This window comes from Synechococcus sp. GFB01 (assembly GCF_001039265.1).
GTDB lineage: Bacteria > Cyanobacteriota > Cyanobacteriia > PCC-6307 > Cyanobiaceae > NIES-981.
On the sequence record NZ_LFEK01000002.1, the window covers coordinates 54,834 to 70,042 of the forward strand.

The 15,209-nt window shown below is 69.0% G+C and carries 11 protein-coding genes, 1 tRNA gene and 4 pseudogenes; 6 read left to right on the plus strand and 10 right to left on the minus strand.

Annotated features, from left to right (window positions below):
* Window positions 1-43: 43 nt before the first annotated feature.
* Window positions 44-1,470: pseudogene (ahcY, locus tag SYNGFB01_RS00495) on the minus strand (adenosylhomocysteinase).
* A 167-nt stretch (window positions 1,471-1,637) separates the two neighbouring features.
* Here ahcY and tsaE point away from each other — a divergent pair.
* Entirely contained in the window at window positions 1,638-2,120 is a 483-nt protein-coding gene (tsaE, locus tag SYNGFB01_RS00500; protein ID WP_048016480.1) for a tRNA (adenosine(37)-N6)-threonylcarbamoyltransferase complex ATPase subunit type 1 TsaE, read from the plus strand.
* Between the two features lie 5 nt (window positions 2,121-2,125).
* Here tsaE and SYNGFB01_RS00505 read toward each other — a convergent pair.
* The 5 genes and pseudogenes from SYNGFB01_RS00505 to mgtE form a co-directional block, all read right to left on the minus strand.
* Window positions 2,126-3,145: pseudogene (locus tag SYNGFB01_RS00505) on the minus strand (carbohydrate kinase).
* Complete coding sequence (gene mutT / locus SYNGFB01_RS00510) at window positions 3,145-4,356, minus strand: 8-oxo-dGTP diphosphatase MutT (protein WP_048016481.1); 1,212 nt, start codon at window positions 4,354-4,356, stop codon at window positions 3,145-3,147. Before mutT ends, SYNGFB01_RS00505 begins: the two are co-directional and overlap by 1 nt.
* A 6-nt stretch (window positions 4,357-4,362) precedes the next feature.
* A pseudogene (locus SYNGFB01_RS00515) lies at window positions 4,363-5,336 on the minus strand (methyltransferase domain-containing protein).
* 22 nt (window positions 5,337-5,358) lie between these two features.
* Window positions 5,359-6,327 (minus strand): RpoD/SigA family RNA polymerase sigma factor, encoded by a 969-nt coding sequence (locus tag SYNGFB01_RS00520; protein ID WP_048016498.1) that lies wholly within the window; start codon window positions 6,325-6,327, stop codon window positions 5,359-5,361.
* A gap of 180 nt (window positions 6,328-6,507) precedes the next feature.
* A complete protein-coding gene (gene mgtE / locus SYNGFB01_RS00525) occupies window positions 6,508-7,911 on the minus strand; it encodes a magnesium transporter (protein WP_048016482.1) in 1,404 nt (467 codons plus the stop codon).
* 84 nt (window positions 7,912-7,995) lie between these two features.
* Between mgtE and SYNGFB01_RS00530 the strand changes: the two genes are divergently transcribed.
* A complete protein-coding gene (locus tag SYNGFB01_RS00530) occupies window positions 7,996-8,466 on the plus strand; it encodes a glutathione peroxidase (RefSeq protein ID WP_048016483.1) in 471 nt (156 codons plus the stop codon).
* 2 nt (window positions 8,467-8,468) lie between these two features.
* On the opposite strand, the gene SYNGFB01_RS00535 is transcribed toward SYNGFB01_RS00530, so the two are convergent.
* Window positions 8,469-8,789, minus strand: coding sequence for a hypothetical protein (locus SYNGFB01_RS00535; protein ID WP_048016484.1), 321 nt, complete (start codon window positions 8,787-8,789; stop codon window positions 8,469-8,471).
* Entirely contained in the window at window positions 8,789-10,756 is a 1,968-nt protein-coding gene (gene gyrB / locus SYNGFB01_RS00540) for a DNA topoisomerase (ATP-hydrolyzing) subunit B (protein WP_048016485.1), read from the minus strand. Before gyrB ends, SYNGFB01_RS00535 begins: the two co-directional genes overlap by 1 nt.
* A 103-nt stretch (window positions 10,757-10,859) precedes the next feature.
* Here gyrB and miaA point away from each other — a divergent pair, with 103 nt between their 5' ends.
* Both miaA and infC read left to right on the plus strand, forming a co-directional pair.
* Window positions 10,860-11,783, plus strand: a complete 924-nt coding sequence (gene miaA / locus SYNGFB01_RS00545) for a tRNA (adenosine(37)-N6)-dimethylallyltransferase MiaA (protein ID WP_048016499.1) — start codon at window positions 10,860-10,862, stop codon at window positions 11,781-11,783.
* Window positions 11,784-11,818: 35 nt separating this feature from the next.
* Window positions 11,819-12,444: pseudogene (gene infC / locus SYNGFB01_RS00550) on the plus strand (translation initiation factor IF-3).
* Window positions 12,445-12,453: 9 nt separating this feature from the next.
* Here infC and SYNGFB01_RS00555 read toward each other — a convergent pair.
* Complete coding sequence (locus SYNGFB01_RS00555; protein ID WP_053068229.1) at window positions 12,454-13,197, minus strand: dienelactone hydrolase family protein; 744 nt, start codon at window positions 13,195-13,197, stop codon at window positions 12,454-12,456.
* A gap of 83 nt (window positions 13,198-13,280) precedes the next feature.
* Between SYNGFB01_RS00555 and SYNGFB01_RS00560 the strand changes: the two genes are divergently transcribed.
* Window positions 13,281-14,270 (plus strand): GntR family transcriptional regulator, encoded by a 990-nt coding sequence (locus SYNGFB01_RS00560; protein WP_048016501.1) that lies wholly within the window; start codon window positions 13,281-13,283, stop codon window positions 14,268-14,270.
* A gap of 16 nt (window positions 14,271-14,286) precedes the next feature.
* Here SYNGFB01_RS00560 and SYNGFB01_RS00565 read toward each other — a convergent pair.
* Window positions 14,287-14,358, minus strand: a tRNA-Gly gene (locus tag SYNGFB01_RS00565).
* 18 nt (window positions 14,359-14,376) lie between these two features.
* Between SYNGFB01_RS00565 and cysE the strand changes: the two genes are divergently transcribed.
* Window positions 14,377-15,201 (plus strand): serine O-acetyltransferase, encoded by an 825-nt coding sequence (cysE, locus tag SYNGFB01_RS00570; RefSeq protein WP_255347512.1) that lies wholly within the window; start codon window positions 14,377-14,379, stop codon window positions 15,199-15,201.
* The last annotated feature ends 8 nt before the right edge of the window (window positions 15,202-15,209 follow it).

Genomic DNA, 15,209 nt, shown 5'->3' on the forward strand with positions numbered 1-15,209 from the left:
CCCACTCATGAGACAGCTGCCGCCGGGTCAGGCGGCCAGGCACTCAATAGCGGTAGTGCTCGCTCTTGTACGGCCCCTCCACCGGCACGTTGATGTAAGCGGCCTGCTCGGGGGTGAGCTCGGTGAGCCGGGCGCCGATCTTGTCGAGGTGCAGGCGAGCCACCATCTCATCGAGGTGCTTGGGCAGCACGTACACCTCGTTGGCGTACCGATCGCCCTTGCTGAACAGCTCGATCTGGGCCAGCACCTGGTTCGTGAACGAGTTGCTCATCACGAAGCTGGGGTGGCCGGTGGCGCAGCCCAGGTTCACCAGACGGCCCTCGGCCAGCAGGATGATGCGGTTGCCGCTGGGCAGCGTGATGTGATCCACCTGGGGCTTGATGTTGTCCCAGGCGTATTGCCTGAGCGAAGCCACATCGATCTCATTGTCGAAGTGGCCGATGTTGCACACGATCGCCTGATCCTTCATCTGGATCAGGTGCTCGTGGCGGATCACCTGGAAGTTGCCGGTGGCGGTCACGAAGATGTCAACGTCGCCCACCACGTCGTCGAGACGCACCACGCGGTAGCCCTCCATGGCGGCCTGAAGGGCGCAGATCGGGTCGATCTCGGCGATCATCACCGTGGCGCCCAGGCCACGCAGCGACTGGGCCGAACCCTTGCCCACATCGCCGTAGCCCAGCACCAGGGCCACCTTGCCGGCCACCATCACGTCGGTGGCCCGTTTGATGCCGTCCACCAGCGATTCGCGGCAGCCATAGAGGTTGTCGAACTTGCTCTTGGTGACCGAGTCGTTGACGTTGATCGCCGGGAAGGGCAGATCACCGGCCTTCTGCATCTGATAGAGCCGGGCCACGCCGGTGGTGGTCTCCTCGGTCACGCCCTGGATGGCGGCCTTGATGCGGGAGTAGAAACCGGGCTGGGCCGCCAGCTTCTGGCGGATGCTGTTGAAGAGGGCGGTTTCCTCGTCGTTGGAGGGGTTGTCGAGCACCGAGGGATCGCTCTCGGCCCTGGTGCCCAGGATCACCAGACCGGTGGCATCGCCACCGTCGTCGAGGATCATGTTGGGAGTGCCACCGTCGCCCCACTCGAGGATGCGGTGGGTGAAGGCCCAGTATTCATCGAGGGTTTCGCCCTTATAGGCGAACACGGGGATGCCGGCCGCGGCGATCGCGGCGGCGGCGTGGTCCTGGGTGGAGAAGATGTTGCAACTGGCCCAGCGCACCTCGCGCCGAGCGCCACCAGGGTCTCGATCAGAACGGCGGTCTGGATCGTCATGTGCAGGGAGCCCGCAATGCGGGCACCCCTGAGGGGCTGCTGGGCGCTGAACTTCTCGCGCAGGGCCATCAGGCCCGGCATCTCGGTTTCGGCGATCGCAATCTCCTTGCGGCCCCAGTCGGCCAGGCCGAGATCGGCAATCACGTAGGAACTGGTGCTCTGCAGAGCAGGCGAAGCGGGAGTGGCCACCATGACTGGAAGGGGATGGGTTCGAGGACAGGTCTGATCCGATCGACGCAATCACTGGGAGGGGAAGCGTCGGCTGATCGCCCGCGGCACGTGGCACGCGGATCGTGAACGGGTGGAATATCTGCGGAGACGCCGAGGCTTCGGGCTCGCTTGGGGGGCAATCTACCGGGATGGAATCACGCAGTGTGTTGCTGGCAGACGCCGCCGCCACCCTGGCTCTGGGCCGGGAGCTGGCCGGACTGTGGCTGAAGGCTGCGGTGCCGGGAGACCCGGCCGATGCGCCGCCGCTGCTGCTGCAGGGTGATCTCGGTGCCGGCAAGACCTGCCTGGTGCAGGGCCTGGCCGAAGGTCTGGGTATCGACGAACCGATTACCAGCCCCACCTTCGCCCTGGCTCAGCACTACCAGGGTCGACTGGTTGATGGACGCGCCACTGCCCTGGTGCACCTGGATCTCTACCGCCTGGATCAGGCCGGCTCGGCCGATGAGCTGCTGGCCCAGGAGCAGGAGGAGGCCGCCGCCCTGGGGGCGCTGCTGGCGGTGGAATGGCCCGAGCGCCTCAGCAACCCACCGGAGCCGGCCTGGCGCGTGCAGCTGAGCCTGGCCGATGGGGCCGATCCACAGGCCGGCCGCATCGCCAGGCTGGTGAGCTGAGCCGCTCAACCTGTCGCGGTCAGCAGCGCCTCCGCCTCGGCCGCGGAGGGCTGGGGATCGATGGCACCGGCCCCCTGGCACACCAGCGCCCCGCAGGCGCTGGCGAAGCCCATCAGCCGGCGCACCGGTTCGGCAGAGCCTGCCGTGAGCAGCCCGGGAGCCTGGATCAGCCCATGCAGCAGCCCTGCCGTGAAGGCATCGCCAGCGCCGGTGCTGTCGACCACGGCCACCGCCAGGGCGGGCAGCTCCCCGGCCACCCCGCCCAGCCACCAGCGCAGTGGCGCGGCGCCGTTGGTCACCACTACCGAAGGCCGCTGGGGCAGGGCGCTGCTCAGCTCGCACGGATCGGTGGTACCGAACAGCCAGTCGGCCTCCTCCCGCGCGCACTTGATCAGGGCCGCCTGCTCCAGAAGCGGCCCCATGGCCGTGATCTGCTCCGCTGTGGGGCCACTGGCGGGATCGGCGGCCGGATTCCAGAAGGTGGGCCGCCAGTTCACGTCGAGGGCCAGGGGCATGGCGCAGGCCGCGGCCCGGCGGCAGGCGAGCTGCAGGGCCGACACCGCGGCGGGAGAAGCGAGGGGGATCGTGCCCGTCAACAGCCAGCTCGCCTGCGTGAGCAGGGGCCAGAGCGGTGCGGACAGCTCAGCGGCATCGAGCGCCTGATCGGCAAAGCCCTCGCCAAGATCCCCCGCGAAGCCCCCGAGCTGCGCTCGCCGGCCGCATCGCGGCGCACCAGCACGATGCGCGTGGGTCGGCGGGTGTCCTCCTGCAGGGCGGTGGTGTCGACCCCACGCTCGCTGAACACCGCCCGGAAGGCGGAGCCGATGGCGTCGCGACCGAGCCGGCCCAGGAAGGCGCTGGGCGTACCGAGCCGCGCCAGGGCGCAGGCCGCGTTGGCGGGGCGCCGCCGAGGCGGTCGTCGCAGGGGGTGTCGCTGGCCGGATCGCCGTCGGGAGGGCCGAGGCGGTCCACCAGGCTTCACCGAGGCAGAGCACCAGGGGCGATGCTGCGGGGGCAGGGCCCATCAGGCAGCCGAGCGGCTCTTCTCAGCGTGCAGCGGATCGGCGCCGCTGTCAGCGGGGGCCAGCCCCAGGCGCTCGTGCAGGGCCGCGATGATGCGGGCGTTGGCAGCCGGGAAGGGATAGTCGCCCAGTTCTCCGGGGTCGACCCAGCGCACCTGCTGGGAGGCCAGCGGCCGGGGTTCGCCGCTCAGCCAAGTGCACAGATACACCACGAACCGCAGGCGCTTGTGGCTGTAGGCGTGCTCCAGCGTGATCAGCTCCTCGCCCACATCCGCCTCGATCGCCAGCTCCTCGCGCAGTTCGCGGGCGATGGTGGCGTGGATCGACTCGCCCGGCTCCTGCTTGCCGCCGGGGAACTCCCAGAGCCCACCCAGCAGCCCTTCATTGAGGCGCTGATCGATCAGCACCTCACCAGCAGCGTTGCGCACCACCCCCACCCCGATCACCTGGAACGGCAGCTCGCGCGGGGCATCCTTCACGGGGTAATCGGCCGGATTGCCGGCAGCGTAGGCAGCGCAGTGCCTCCTCAAGGGGCAGGCGCCGCAGCCGGGATTGCGGGGCGTGCACACGGTGGCGCCCAGGTCCATCAGTGCCTGGTTGAAGGCCCGCGGCCGCTGTGGGTCGAGCAGCTGCTCGCTCAGCCGCCAGAAGGCGGCGAGCTGGCTTGCCGGCGGCCGCGGGCTGGCGATCAGCCGCGCCAGCACCCGCTTCACATTGCCGTCGAGGATCGGATGCGGGAGATCGAAAGCCGACGAGAGGATGCTGCCGGCGGTGCTGCGGCCGATGCCCGGCAGGGCCAGCCAGCCCTCGAGGTACCGGGGCCAGTCGGCCAGCCCGGAACGTCCATTCACGGCGAGCGCCTGCCCCATCTGCCGGGCCCCGGCCAGCAGGCGGCGGGCCCGGGAGTAGTACCCCAGCCCCTGCCAGAGCAGCAGCACGTCGTGCTCCTGGGCAGCCGCCAGCGAGGCCAGATCCGGGAAGGCCGCCATCCAGCGCCGCCAGTAGGGCAGCACCACCCGGAGCTGCGTCTGCTGGAGCATCACCTCGGCCACCCAGGTCGCCAGAGCGCACAGTGGCTCGCCGGGCTGGGGCCAGCGGCCGTCGGGCGTGAACATCCACGGCTTCTGCTCAGGGCTGCGGCGTCCGTGAACCTTCCACCAGATCAGGAGCTGCCGTCGGAGCGCCTCAACATCAGCCAGTGGCCCGATCGCCACCGGGCCTCATCGCCGCGCCACCAGCACCCGGTGGCGGGGATCACAGGCCTCACGCCGCACCGCCTGGAAGCCGGCCTGCTCGAGGGCCGCCGGCAGATCGAGACGGAAATAGTCCTCCAGGTAGGGCTCGGTGCTCTTGAGTAGGGTGGCGATCGGCGCCGGCAGCCGGCGGATCACGGCGGATTCGGGATCCTGATCCACCAGGCGATCACGCCGCCGGGACGCAACAGCCGCGCCGCCTCCGCCAGCACCGCCCGGGTGGCATCAGCGGGCAGCTCATGGCACACGAACTGAAGGGTGATCAGATCGAAGCTGGCATCCGGCAGCCCCGTAGCTTCGGCGGCGGCGTGATGCCAGGCGCTCACCAGTCCGTCGCCATCGCGCACCCGCGCCACGGCCAGCATCTGGGGAGACAGATCGAGGCCGCTCACCGCCGCCGGCTGCTGCTGGCGCTGCCGCAGCCAGCCCACCAGCGCCTGGGTGCTCACCCCCACCGAGCAGCCCAGATCCAGGGCGTCACGCACCGGTCCGGCCAGGCTGGGTTCGATCGCCTGGAAGATGGCGGCTCTCAGACGCTGCTGCGCCTGTTCCGGCTGCAGCTGCTCGGCCGGCCAGACCCGCAGGGCCATGGCATCGGTGGCCTGCTCAGCCTCACAGGCTGCGGCCCAGCAGAGGTTGCCCTGCTGATAGGCATGGAAGCGCGCCTGGTAATAGGCCGGCGCCACGGTGGTGGGATTGTGAACGGCCTCCAGCAGCGGCTCGGCCTCTCGCTGCAGCTGCTCGCGCCGGGCCCTCCAGGCGATGCCGCGCCGCTCCGCCGTGCGGATGATCACCTGGCGGGCCTGCAGGAACAGCAGGCGCCGTAGGGGCTCCACCGCCAGCAGGGCATTGATCAGCCGGCCCAGGGGATGGGTCTGATCCACCCAGTTGGGGGGTGCGGAGCCGGATGGTGCGGAGACGGGAGCGCCGGTGCTGGTCATGCAGCGATGCAAGCACAAACCCTCAGCCGGCCATGTACGCCTCCACGGCACTGCTGAGGCGGCGCAGGCCGGCCAGGCCATCGCGCTCCAGGTTGCGCACCCGATCGCGGCTGATGCCCAGGATGCGGCCGATCCCGGTGAGGCTCATCGGCTCGCCACCCTCCGGATTGTCGGCACAGGGGATGCCATAGCGCATCTTGAGCACCCGCCCCTGCAGCTCCGGCAGCTGCTCCAGCAGCGNCCTCAGGTCTCCCTTGAGACACTCCCCGTCCAACCGCTCCTCCGGCAGCTCTCCCTCCCCAGTCAGCAGATCCAGCAGTTCCGTGTCGTCCCCATCCCCCACCTTCGTCTCCAGGCTCACTGGCAACCGCGCACGGCACAGCAGATCCTTCACCTCCTCCTCCGGCAGCTCCACCGCCTCCGCCAGCTCGCCCAGCGTCGGCGTCCTCCCCAGCAGCTGGCTCAGCTCCCGCTGGCCCTTCTTCAGCTTGTTCAGCGTCTCGGTGATGTGGATCNGCAGTCGGATCGTGCGGCTCTTCTCCGCAATCGCACGCGTGATCCCCTGCCGGATCCACCAGTACGCATACGTACTGAACTTGTAGCCCCGCGTCNGATCGAACTTCTCCANCCCCCGCACCAGCCCGATCGTCCCCTCCTGGATCAGATCCAGCAGCTCCATGTTCCGCTTGGTGTACTTCTTCGCCACGCTCACCACCAGCCGCAGGTTCGCCGCCACCATCCGCTCCTTCGCACGCCGGCCCGCCTGCAGACGACGCTTCAGCAACGGCGCGCTCAGCCCCGCCGCCGTCGCCAGCTCCGCCTGGCTCGGCTTCCGCCCCAGCCGGCTCTCCAGCTCCAGCTCCAGCTCCTCGATCGCCACCAGCTCCTGCACCTGGCGACCCAGCGTGATCTCCTGCTCGTGCGTCAGCAGCGGCACTCGGCCGATGTCGCGCAGATAGCTGCGCACCAGGTCGCCATCGGCGGCAGGCATCTGGCGGCTGACATGCTCGCGGAGCGCGGGCGCGTCAGCGGAGTCGCCACTGCGATCGGCCACCAGTTCGGAGACAGGGGCGGAGAGGACCATCGGGCCAGGCTCCTGAAGATGTGTAAAGCCTAACCTGAAGAAGTGTGAAGGCCTCTCAGAAAACCACCCGGATTTCCCTCGCGGGTCTCAGCCCAGGCGGGCCAGCAGCCAGGCAGCCAGCTGCAGGTAGATGAACACCCCGGCCACGTCGGTGGCGGTGGCGATGAAGGGGGCCGACATCAGGGCCGGATCCAGCCCCAACCGGTTGAACAGCAGGGGCAGGGCCGCGCCTGCTGTGGCAGCCAGGGTGGTGATCGCCACCAGGCTGGTGCCGGCGGCACCGGCCACCACCCAGTTGCCGCCCGACACATAGGTCGTCCAGGGCACCACCACCAGCAGCATCAGCAGTCCGAGCAGAGCTCCGGCCGCCGCCTCGCGGCTGATCGCCCGCAGCGGACCGAGGGCCTGGATGCGCTGGGTGCTGAGGCCGCGGATCACCACCGTGGAGCTCTGGGCGCCCACGTTGCCGCCCGTGCCGATCAGCAGGGGGATGAAGGCCGCCAGCACCACCACCTGCTGCAGCACCCCATGCATGGAGGCAATCACGGCGGCGGTGCCGCTGTTGGCGATCAGCAGCACCAGCAGCCACACCACCCGCCGCCGGGCCACGGTGAACAGATTGCTCTGGAAGTAGTCGTCCTCGTCGCCTGCCTGCACGGCTCCGGCCGCGTAGAGGTCACGGGTGGCCTCCTGCTCGATCACGTCGATCACGTCGTCCACGGTCACGATCCCCACCAGCCGCTGCTCGCGATCCACAACCGGAATCGCCAGGAAGTCGTAGCGCTGGATGGCGCGGGCCACCTCCTCCTGATCGGTGTCGGTGCTCACGCTCAGCACCTCCCGCGTCATCACGTCGCCGATGCGGGCCTCCGGATCGGCCACCACCAGATCCCGCAGCGAGAGGATGCCGGTGAGGTGACGCGAGCCGTCGGTCACGTAGAGGGAATAGATGGTTTCGGTGTCGCGGGCGCGGCGACGCACGATCGCCAGGGCCTGGGCGGCGCTGTGGAACTCCTTGAGGTCGATGAACTCGGGAGTCATCAGGCGGCCGGCCGTCTCCGGCTCGTAACCGAGCAGCTGGGCGGTGATGCGCCGCTCCGAAGGGCTCAGCTCGGCGAGCAGGCGGCGCACCACCTTGGCCGGCAGTTCATCGAACAGCCGCACCCGGTCGTCGGGTGACATCTCCTCCACGAGCTCGAGCACTTCGCCGCTGCGCAGCCGCTCCAGCAGCGTCTGCTGCACGGCGGCATCGAGGTATTCGTAGACCGCGATCGCCTCGTCCTTGGGCAGCAGCCGGAAGGCGAGCGCCTGCAGGGTGCGGGGCAGGCTGCCGATCGCCTCGGCCGTGTCCACCTCCTGCACCGGCTGGAGCAGAAGCTTGGCGCCGTCGTAGTTGCCCACCTCCAGCAGCACCTCGAGCTGCCGGGCAACCACCTCGGCCACCGGCGCCGTGGCGATGCCCGATGCCGGGATGCCGTTCGCCTCGCTCATCGGCTTGCTGACCGGCGCAACCGAGTTTATGGGCCAACCCGGCCGCCTCAGCCGTTAAGGTCCAGACCTGCTGATCCAGAAGCGATGCCGGTGAACGTGGCTGATCAGATGGTGCGCGATGCCGCGGGCAGCGAGCGGCGGCTGGGCGACTGGGCCGGCCAGGTGCTGCTGGTCGTGAACGTGGCCAGCCGCTGCGGCTTCACCCGCCAGTACGCCGGTCTCCAGAAGCTCCAGGAGACCTACGGCCCCCGGGGGTTCACGGTGCTCGCCTTCCCCTGCAACGATTTCGGCGCCCAGGAACCCGGCAGCCTGGCCGAGATCGAGCAGTTCTGCTCCACCACCTATGGCGTCAGCTTTCCGCTGATGGCCAAGGTGAGCATGGCCGAGTCTCCCTACCCCACCCTCACCCAGGCCGATCCCGCCGGTCCGGTGGGCTGGAACTTCGAGAAGTTCCTGATCGGCAAGGAAGGCACGGTGCTGCATCGCTTCAAGAGCGCCGTGGAACCCGAATCCGCCGAGCTCACCAGCGCCATCGAAGCGGCCCTGGCGGCCTGAGCTCAGGTTTCGGCCTCCACCAGCCAGCCGCGCCGGGAGGAGGCCTCAACCTGCACCCAGCACCTGCCATCGTCGCCCCACCAGCGGCGCATCACCCGCAGCGGCTGACCGCTGCAGACCTGATCAATCACCGGGGCCCGGCGCTGGGGGGCGCAGTGCAGGGCGATCCGGGCCGGCGCCGTGATCGGGTCGCGCCAGTGCTGCCGGCGCCGCACCTCGGGCACGCGACGCTCAGCCCCACCGGCTGGCAGGGCGGCCGGCCCGACCAGGGCGAAACCGAGCAGCGCGAGGGTGCGCAGGCCGTGCAGACGCGTCGCCAGCATCAGATGTCGAGCTGGGCGAGATCCAGCTCGGCGCTGTGGGTCTCGATGAACTCGCGGCGGGGGGCCACCTTGTCGCCCATCAGGATCGTGAAGATGCGATCCGCTTCCAGAGCGTCTTCGATCTCCACCCGCTTCATCATGCGGGTGGCCGGATCCATGGTGGTTTCCCAGAGCTGCTGGGGCATCATCTCGCCGAGACCCTTGAAGCGCTGGATCGTGTAATTGGCCTTCTCGCCAAAGGATTCGATCGTTTTCTTCAGGTCGTTTTCGTTGTAGCAATAGGTGTGGTTCTTGCCGCGTTCAACTTTGTAAAGCGGCGGGCAGGCGATGTAGATGTAGCCACCTTCCACCAGGGCCTTCTGGTAGCGGAAGAAGAAGGTGAGAATCAGGGTGCGGATATGGGCGCCATCCACATCGGCGTCGGTCATGATCACGATCCTGTGGTAGCGCAGATTCTTCTCATCGAACTCCTCGCCTTTGATGCCCAGGCCCAGGGCGGTGATCAGGGCCTGGATCTCGGTGTTCTTGTAGATCTTGGCGTCGTCGGTCTTCTCGATGTTGAGAATCTTGCCCCGCAGCGGCAGGATCGCCTGGAAGCGCCGGTCGCGGCCCTGCTTGGCGGAGCCGCCGGCCGAATCGCCCTCCACGATATAGATCTCCGATTCGGAGGGATCGCGTGAGGAGCAGTCGGCCAGCTTGCCGGGCAGGGTCGAGCTCTCCAGCACGCTCTTGCGGCGGACCAGTTCACGGGCTCGGCGAGCGGCCTCGGCGGCATTGAAGGCCTGGATCGCCTTCTCGAGGATCAGGTCGATCACCGAGGGATTGAACTCCAGGAATTCGCTGAGGGCCTCCCCCACCAGCGAATCCACGATGCCGCGCACCTCGGTGTTGCCCAGCTTGGTCTTGGTCTGGCCCTCAAATTCCGGCTCGGGCACCTTCACCGAGAGCACGGCGGTGAGACCCTCGCGGATGTTCTCACCGGCCAGGTTGGCGTCAGNCTCCTTGCGCTTGCCGCGCTTCTTGGCGAAAGCGTTGAGGGTGCGGGTGAGCACCGTCTTGAGGCCCTCGATGTGGGTGCCGCCGTCGACGGTGCGGATGTTGTTGGCGAAGNCGAGGATGCTGTCGGAGTAGGCATCCACGCACCACTGCAGGGCCGCCTCCACCTGCACGCCGTCACGCTCGGCGTTGACGTAGATTATCTGGCTGTGGAGGGGATCCTTCTCCGCATTCATGTAGGCGACATATTCCCTGATGCCGCCCTCGTAGAAATAGGTTTCCTCGTGGGGCTCACCGGCCTCGTTGCGGGCCGAAGCGCGCTCATCGCGGAACACGATCTTCACGCCACCGTTGAGGTAGGCCAGTTCGCGCAGTCGCGAGGAGAGAGTGGCGTAGTCGAAGACGATGCCGCCGGTGAAGATCTCGATGTCGGGCCTGAAGCGCACCGCCGTGCCGGTGCGCTGGGCTTCGCCGGCGGCAGCGCTCACCGAGCTGAGGCTGCCGATCGGCGCACCCCGCTCGAAACGCTGCCGGTGCACCTGGCCCTGGCGATGCACCGTCACCTCCACCCACTCCGAGAGGGCGTTCACCACCGACACGCCCACACCGTGCAGGCCACCGGAGACCTTGTAACCGCCGGAGCCGAACTTGCCGCCGGCGTGGAGCACCGTGAGCACGGTTTCCAGAGCGCTCTTGCCAGTGCGGGGATGGATGTCGGTGGGAATGCCGCGACCGTTGTCGGTCACGCTGCATGAGCCGTCGTCGTGGAGCACCACCTCGATGGCGTCGCAGTGGCCAGCCAGGGCCTCATCCACCGAGTTGTCGACCACCTCGTAGACCAGGTGGTGCAGTCCACNGGGGCCGGTGGAGCCGATGTACATGCCGGGCCGCTTGCGCACCGGCTCCAGGCCTTCCAGCACCTGGATCTGCTCGGCTCCGTAAGCAGCCTGAACTTTGGTGGCTTCGCTCATGTACGGGTGTGTGGCGAGCTCGGGCCGAGCTCAAGCCCTCTCCCGGAGGGCAGTTTACCACCGGCTGCCGGGGAGGCCCGGCCCCGCGCAACGGCTTGACGCACTGGCAGGGTGGAGGGATGGCGCCCCGCAACCGCTGCTGATCGTGCTGCTGGGCCCCACCGCCAGCGGCAAGACCGACCTGGCCATCGAACTGGCCGAAGCCCTCGACCTGGCCGTGCTCAACGTTGACTCGCGCCAGCTGTATCGGCGGATGGACGTGGGCACCGCCAAGCCCACCCCGGCGCAGCGGCAGCGGGTGCGCCACGAACTGCTCGATCTGCGCGATCCCGACCAGCCGATCAACCTGCAGGAGTTCCGCGCCATCGCCGAGCCGCTGATCGCGCGGGAGCTGGATCGTCGGGGGCTCGCCCTGCTGGCGGGCGGCAGCGGGCTCTATCTCAAGGCCCTCAGCCACGGTCTGGAGCCACCGGCGGTGCCCCCCCAGCCGGCTCTGCGCGCCCAGCTCGCGGCCCTGGGGCAGCCCACCTGCCACCAGCTGCTGGCCGCTGCGGATCCGCTCGCCGCGGGTCGCATCGCCCCGGCCGACGCGGTACGCACCCAGCGGGCCCTGGAGGTGCTCTATGCCACCGGCCGCCCGCTCAGCGCTCAGCAGGGCTGCAGTCCGCCCCCCTGGCGGGTGCTGGAGCTGGGCCTGGATCCGGCGGACCTGCGCCACCGCATCCGCCGCCGCACCCGCAGCCTCTACGACGAGGGCCTGGTGGAGGAAACCGCCGCGCTGATCGAGCGTTACGGAACCGATCTGCCCCTGCTGGGCACGATCGGCTACGCCGAGGCCGCCCGGCTGCTCGCGGGCGAGCTGGAGCGCGACGCGGCCGTGAGCCTGAGCGAGCAGCGCACCCGCCAGTTCGCCAAGCGCCAGCGCACCTGGTTCCGCCGCCAGCACCGGCCCGAGTGGCTCAGCGGGGACACCACGACCCGGCAGCGGGATCAGGCCTTGCAGGCGGTGCAGCGCGTTCTAGGGTGAAGTGCTCCCGACTGCCCGACCCTTCGCCGGCCTGAATGCCTCCTCGTCCTCGTTTTGACCGCCGTGCTCCCGTTCGGGAGCTGCCCAACATCAACGACCGCATCAGTTACCCCAATCTGCGGGTGGTCGATGCCGACGCAGTCAGCTCGGGGTGATCACCCGGGAGGCGGCCCTGGAGGTGGCCCGCGATCGCGAGCTCGATCTGGTGCTGGTGAGCGAGAAGGCCGATCCGCCGGTGTGCCGGATCATGGATTACGGCAAATACAAATTCGAGCAGGAGAAGAAGGCCAAGGAGGCCAAGAAGAAGTCGCATCAGACCGAGGTGAAGGAGGTCAAGATGCGCTACAAGATCGATCAGCACGACTACGACGTGCGCATCGGCCAGGCCTCCCGTTTCCTCAAGGCCGGCGACAAGGTGAAGTGCACCGTGATCTTCCGCGGCCGTGAGATCCAGCACACCGCACTGGCCGAGGTGCTGCTGATGCGGATCGCCAAGGACCTCGAGGAGGCGGCCGAGATCCAGCAGCCGCCCAAGCGGGAGGGCCGAAACATGATCATGTTCCTGAGCCCCCGCAAGGCCGCCGCCCCCAAAGGGGGCGGCGGCAAGCCGAGAGCGGCGGCGCCCAAGCCTTCGGCCGAGGCAGCCACGGCCGAAGGCTGAGCAGCGCGATCAGAGCCGCCGCCTGAACAGTTCGAGCATCGCCTGCCAGGCGGCCGCAGCCGCGAGCGGGCGGTGGGCGGCACGGGCCTCGCACATGAAACCGTGGCCGGCTCCCGGCAGCATCAGCAGCCGGTGGGGCGGCTCCAGAGCGTTCCGAATTGCCGCCAGCTCTTCGGGCGGCATCAGCGGATCCTGATCGCCACAGACGCAGAGCAGTTCACCGGCGATCCCGGGCACCACCGTGAGCGTGGCAGGTCCGCCGCCGGGGCGATCGGTGGACACCCGGGCGCCGTAGCAGTCGCAGGTGGCGGCGACGCCGGGCAGGGTGGCGGCCAGCATCGCCAGGTGGCCGCCGAAGCAGAACCCCAGGCAGCCCACCGGCCGCCCCTCGAGACCGGGCTGGCTCTGCAGCCAGGCGATGGCGGCTGCGGCATCGCGGAGGAAGGCATCGGCCGTGAGCCGATCCCGATGGCGGCGGCCCTCCGCCAGGGAGGCCTCGTCGTAGCCCAGCTCCAGGGCCGGGGCGGTGCGCCAGAAGATCGGCCAGGCCAGGGCAGCGAAGCCCTCGCTGGCGAGACGATCCGCCACGCCGCGCACCCAGGCGTTGACACCGAACACCTCCGGCAGCACGAGCACGGCCGCCCGCGGCGGCCGCTCGGGCGGCAGAGCCCACCAGCAGCGCACCCCAGGCTGCGGCTCGATCCAGCGGGAGGAACAAGGGGCCATGGGGGCGGCGTCGGCCGGCTCAGCCATTTTGAGGCGGCTTCGGCAGCGGGGATTGTGCGCCCAGCGGACGGTCCGTAAGGTGGCCAGCAAAGCAATTGGCCCACTCCGGCGTGCGGTTTCACATCCAGCAGGAAAGCGACATACCGGCGTCGACCCAGCTGTACAACCAGATCTGCTTCGCCATCGCCGCCCGGCACTACCCGCCGGGCCATCGCCTGCCGAGCACCCGCCAGCTGGCCATGCAGACGGGGCTGCACCGCAACACGATCAGCAAGGTGTATCGCCAGCTGGAGACCGACGGGGTGGTCGAAGCCCTGGCCGGCTCCGGCATCTATGTGCGCGACCGGCTGAAGCCGCGCGAGAGCCAGATCGTTCCCGGCCCCCGCGGCAAGGTGCAGCCCGATCTGGATCGGCAGGTGCGCCAGAGCATCGATGGGCTGCTGCAGGCGGGCTGCACGCTGCAGCAGGCCCGCGATCTGCTCACGCGGGAGATCGACTGGCGGCTGCGCTGCGGCGCCCGCGTGCTGGTGAGCACCCCCCGCGAGGACCTCGGTGCCTCCCTTCTCATCGCCGAGGAGCTGGCGCCGAACCTTGAGGTGCCGGTGGAGGTGGTGCCGATGGAGGAGCTGGAGGGGGTGCTGGAGGCGGGCAACAACGGCACGGTGGTCACCAGCCGCTACTTCCTCCAGCCCGTGGAGGAGATCGCCAAGCGCCACGGTGTGCGTGCGGTGCCGGTGGACCTCAACGACTTCCGGCATGAGCTCGATCTGCTCAAGGAGCTGCGGGCCGGCAGCTGCGTGGGGCTGGTGAGCATCAGCCCGGGCATCCTGCGGGCCGCAGAGGTGATCCTGCACAGCATGCGCGGCAACGACCTGCTGGTGATGACCGCCAATCCCGACACGGGCAGCCGGTTGCTGGCTCTGCTGCGGGCCGCCAGCCACGTGCTCTGCGACAGACCCAGCCTGCCCCTGGTGGAGCAGAGCCTGCGGCAGAACCGGGCCCAGCTGATGCGGCTGCCGGTGGTGCACTGCGCCCGCAGCTACCTGGGCAGTGCCACCATCGACCAGCTCCGCAAGGAGATCGGCCTGGTGGTGGGCTGAACCCAGGGTTGCTTGAAGCGGATGAAGAGATTCGAACTCTCGACCCTCTCCTTGGCAAGGAGATGCTCTACCACTGAGCTACATCCGCAGCCGCCGGCCTCGCCGACTGGTTGATCATGCACGAGGGAGGGCCCCGCGGTCAAACGCCTGCGACGTCCGCCAGGATGCCTCCATGCTCAAGGCAATGCGCGCCGATCTGGCCATCATCCAGGAGCGTGACCCCGCCGCCCGGGGCACCCTGGAGATCCTGCTCTGCTATCCGGGGCTGCACGCCCTGGCGCTGCACCGCATCAGCCACCGGCTCTGGCAGCTGCGCTGGCCACTCACGCCGTTGCTGGCCCGCCTGCTGAGCCAGCTGGGACGCTGGCTCACCGGGATCGAGATCCACCCCGGAGCAAGCATCGGGCGAGGTGTGTTCATCGACCACGGCATGGGGGTGGTGATCGGCGAGACGGCCGTGGTGGGCGACCAGTGCCTGCTCTACCAGGGGGTGACCCTGGGAGGCACGGGCAAGGCGCACGGCAAACGCCACCCCACGCTGGCCGAGAACGTGGTGGTGGGCGCCGGCGCCAAGGTGCTGGGCGCCATCACCGTGGGACCGAACACCCGCATCGGTGCCGGTTCGGTGGTGCTGCGCAACGTGGAGGCCGACAGCACCGTGGTGGGCATCCCTGGCCGGGTGATCCACCAGAGCGGCGTGCGGGTGGATCCACTGGCCCACTCGGCCCTGCCGGACGCCGAGGCCACCGTGATCCGCAACCTGATGGAGCGGATCGATGCCCTCGAGGGTGAACTGGCGCGCACCCAGGCCTGCCTGAGGGAGCTGGCAGCCGGAAGGCCTCTGCAGGAACCCTGCCGCGGCGTGGCCCAGAATCTGATGGACCGGGAGATCCTTGAATTTCTCGGCGATAACCCTGGGTCCACTCAGTGAACCAAGTC

What these genes read in the sequence shown, in the direction of transcription:
- tsaE (WP_048016480.1), top strand. Translation starts at nt 1,638, where the DNA reads ATGGAATCACGCAGTGTGTTGCTGGCAGACGCCGCCGCCACCCTGGCT.
- SYNGFB01_RS00535 (WP_048016484.1), bottom strand. Translation starts at nt 8,789, where the DNA reads ATGCTGGCGACGCGTCTGCACGGCCTGCGCACCCTCGCGCTGCTCGGT.
- SYNGFB01_RS00555 (WP_053068229.1), bottom strand. Translation starts at nt 13,197, where the DNA reads ATGGCTGAGCCGGCCGACGCCGCCCCCATGGCCCCTTGTTCCTCCCGC.
- SYNGFB01_RS00530 (WP_048016483.1), top strand. Translation starts at nt 7,996, where the DNA reads ATGCCGGTGAACGTGGCTGATCAGATGGTGCGCGATGCCGCGGGCAGC.
- mgtE (WP_048016482.1), bottom strand. Translation starts at nt 7,911, where the DNA reads ATGAGCGAGGCGAACGGCATCCCGGCATCGGGCATCGCCACGGCGCCG.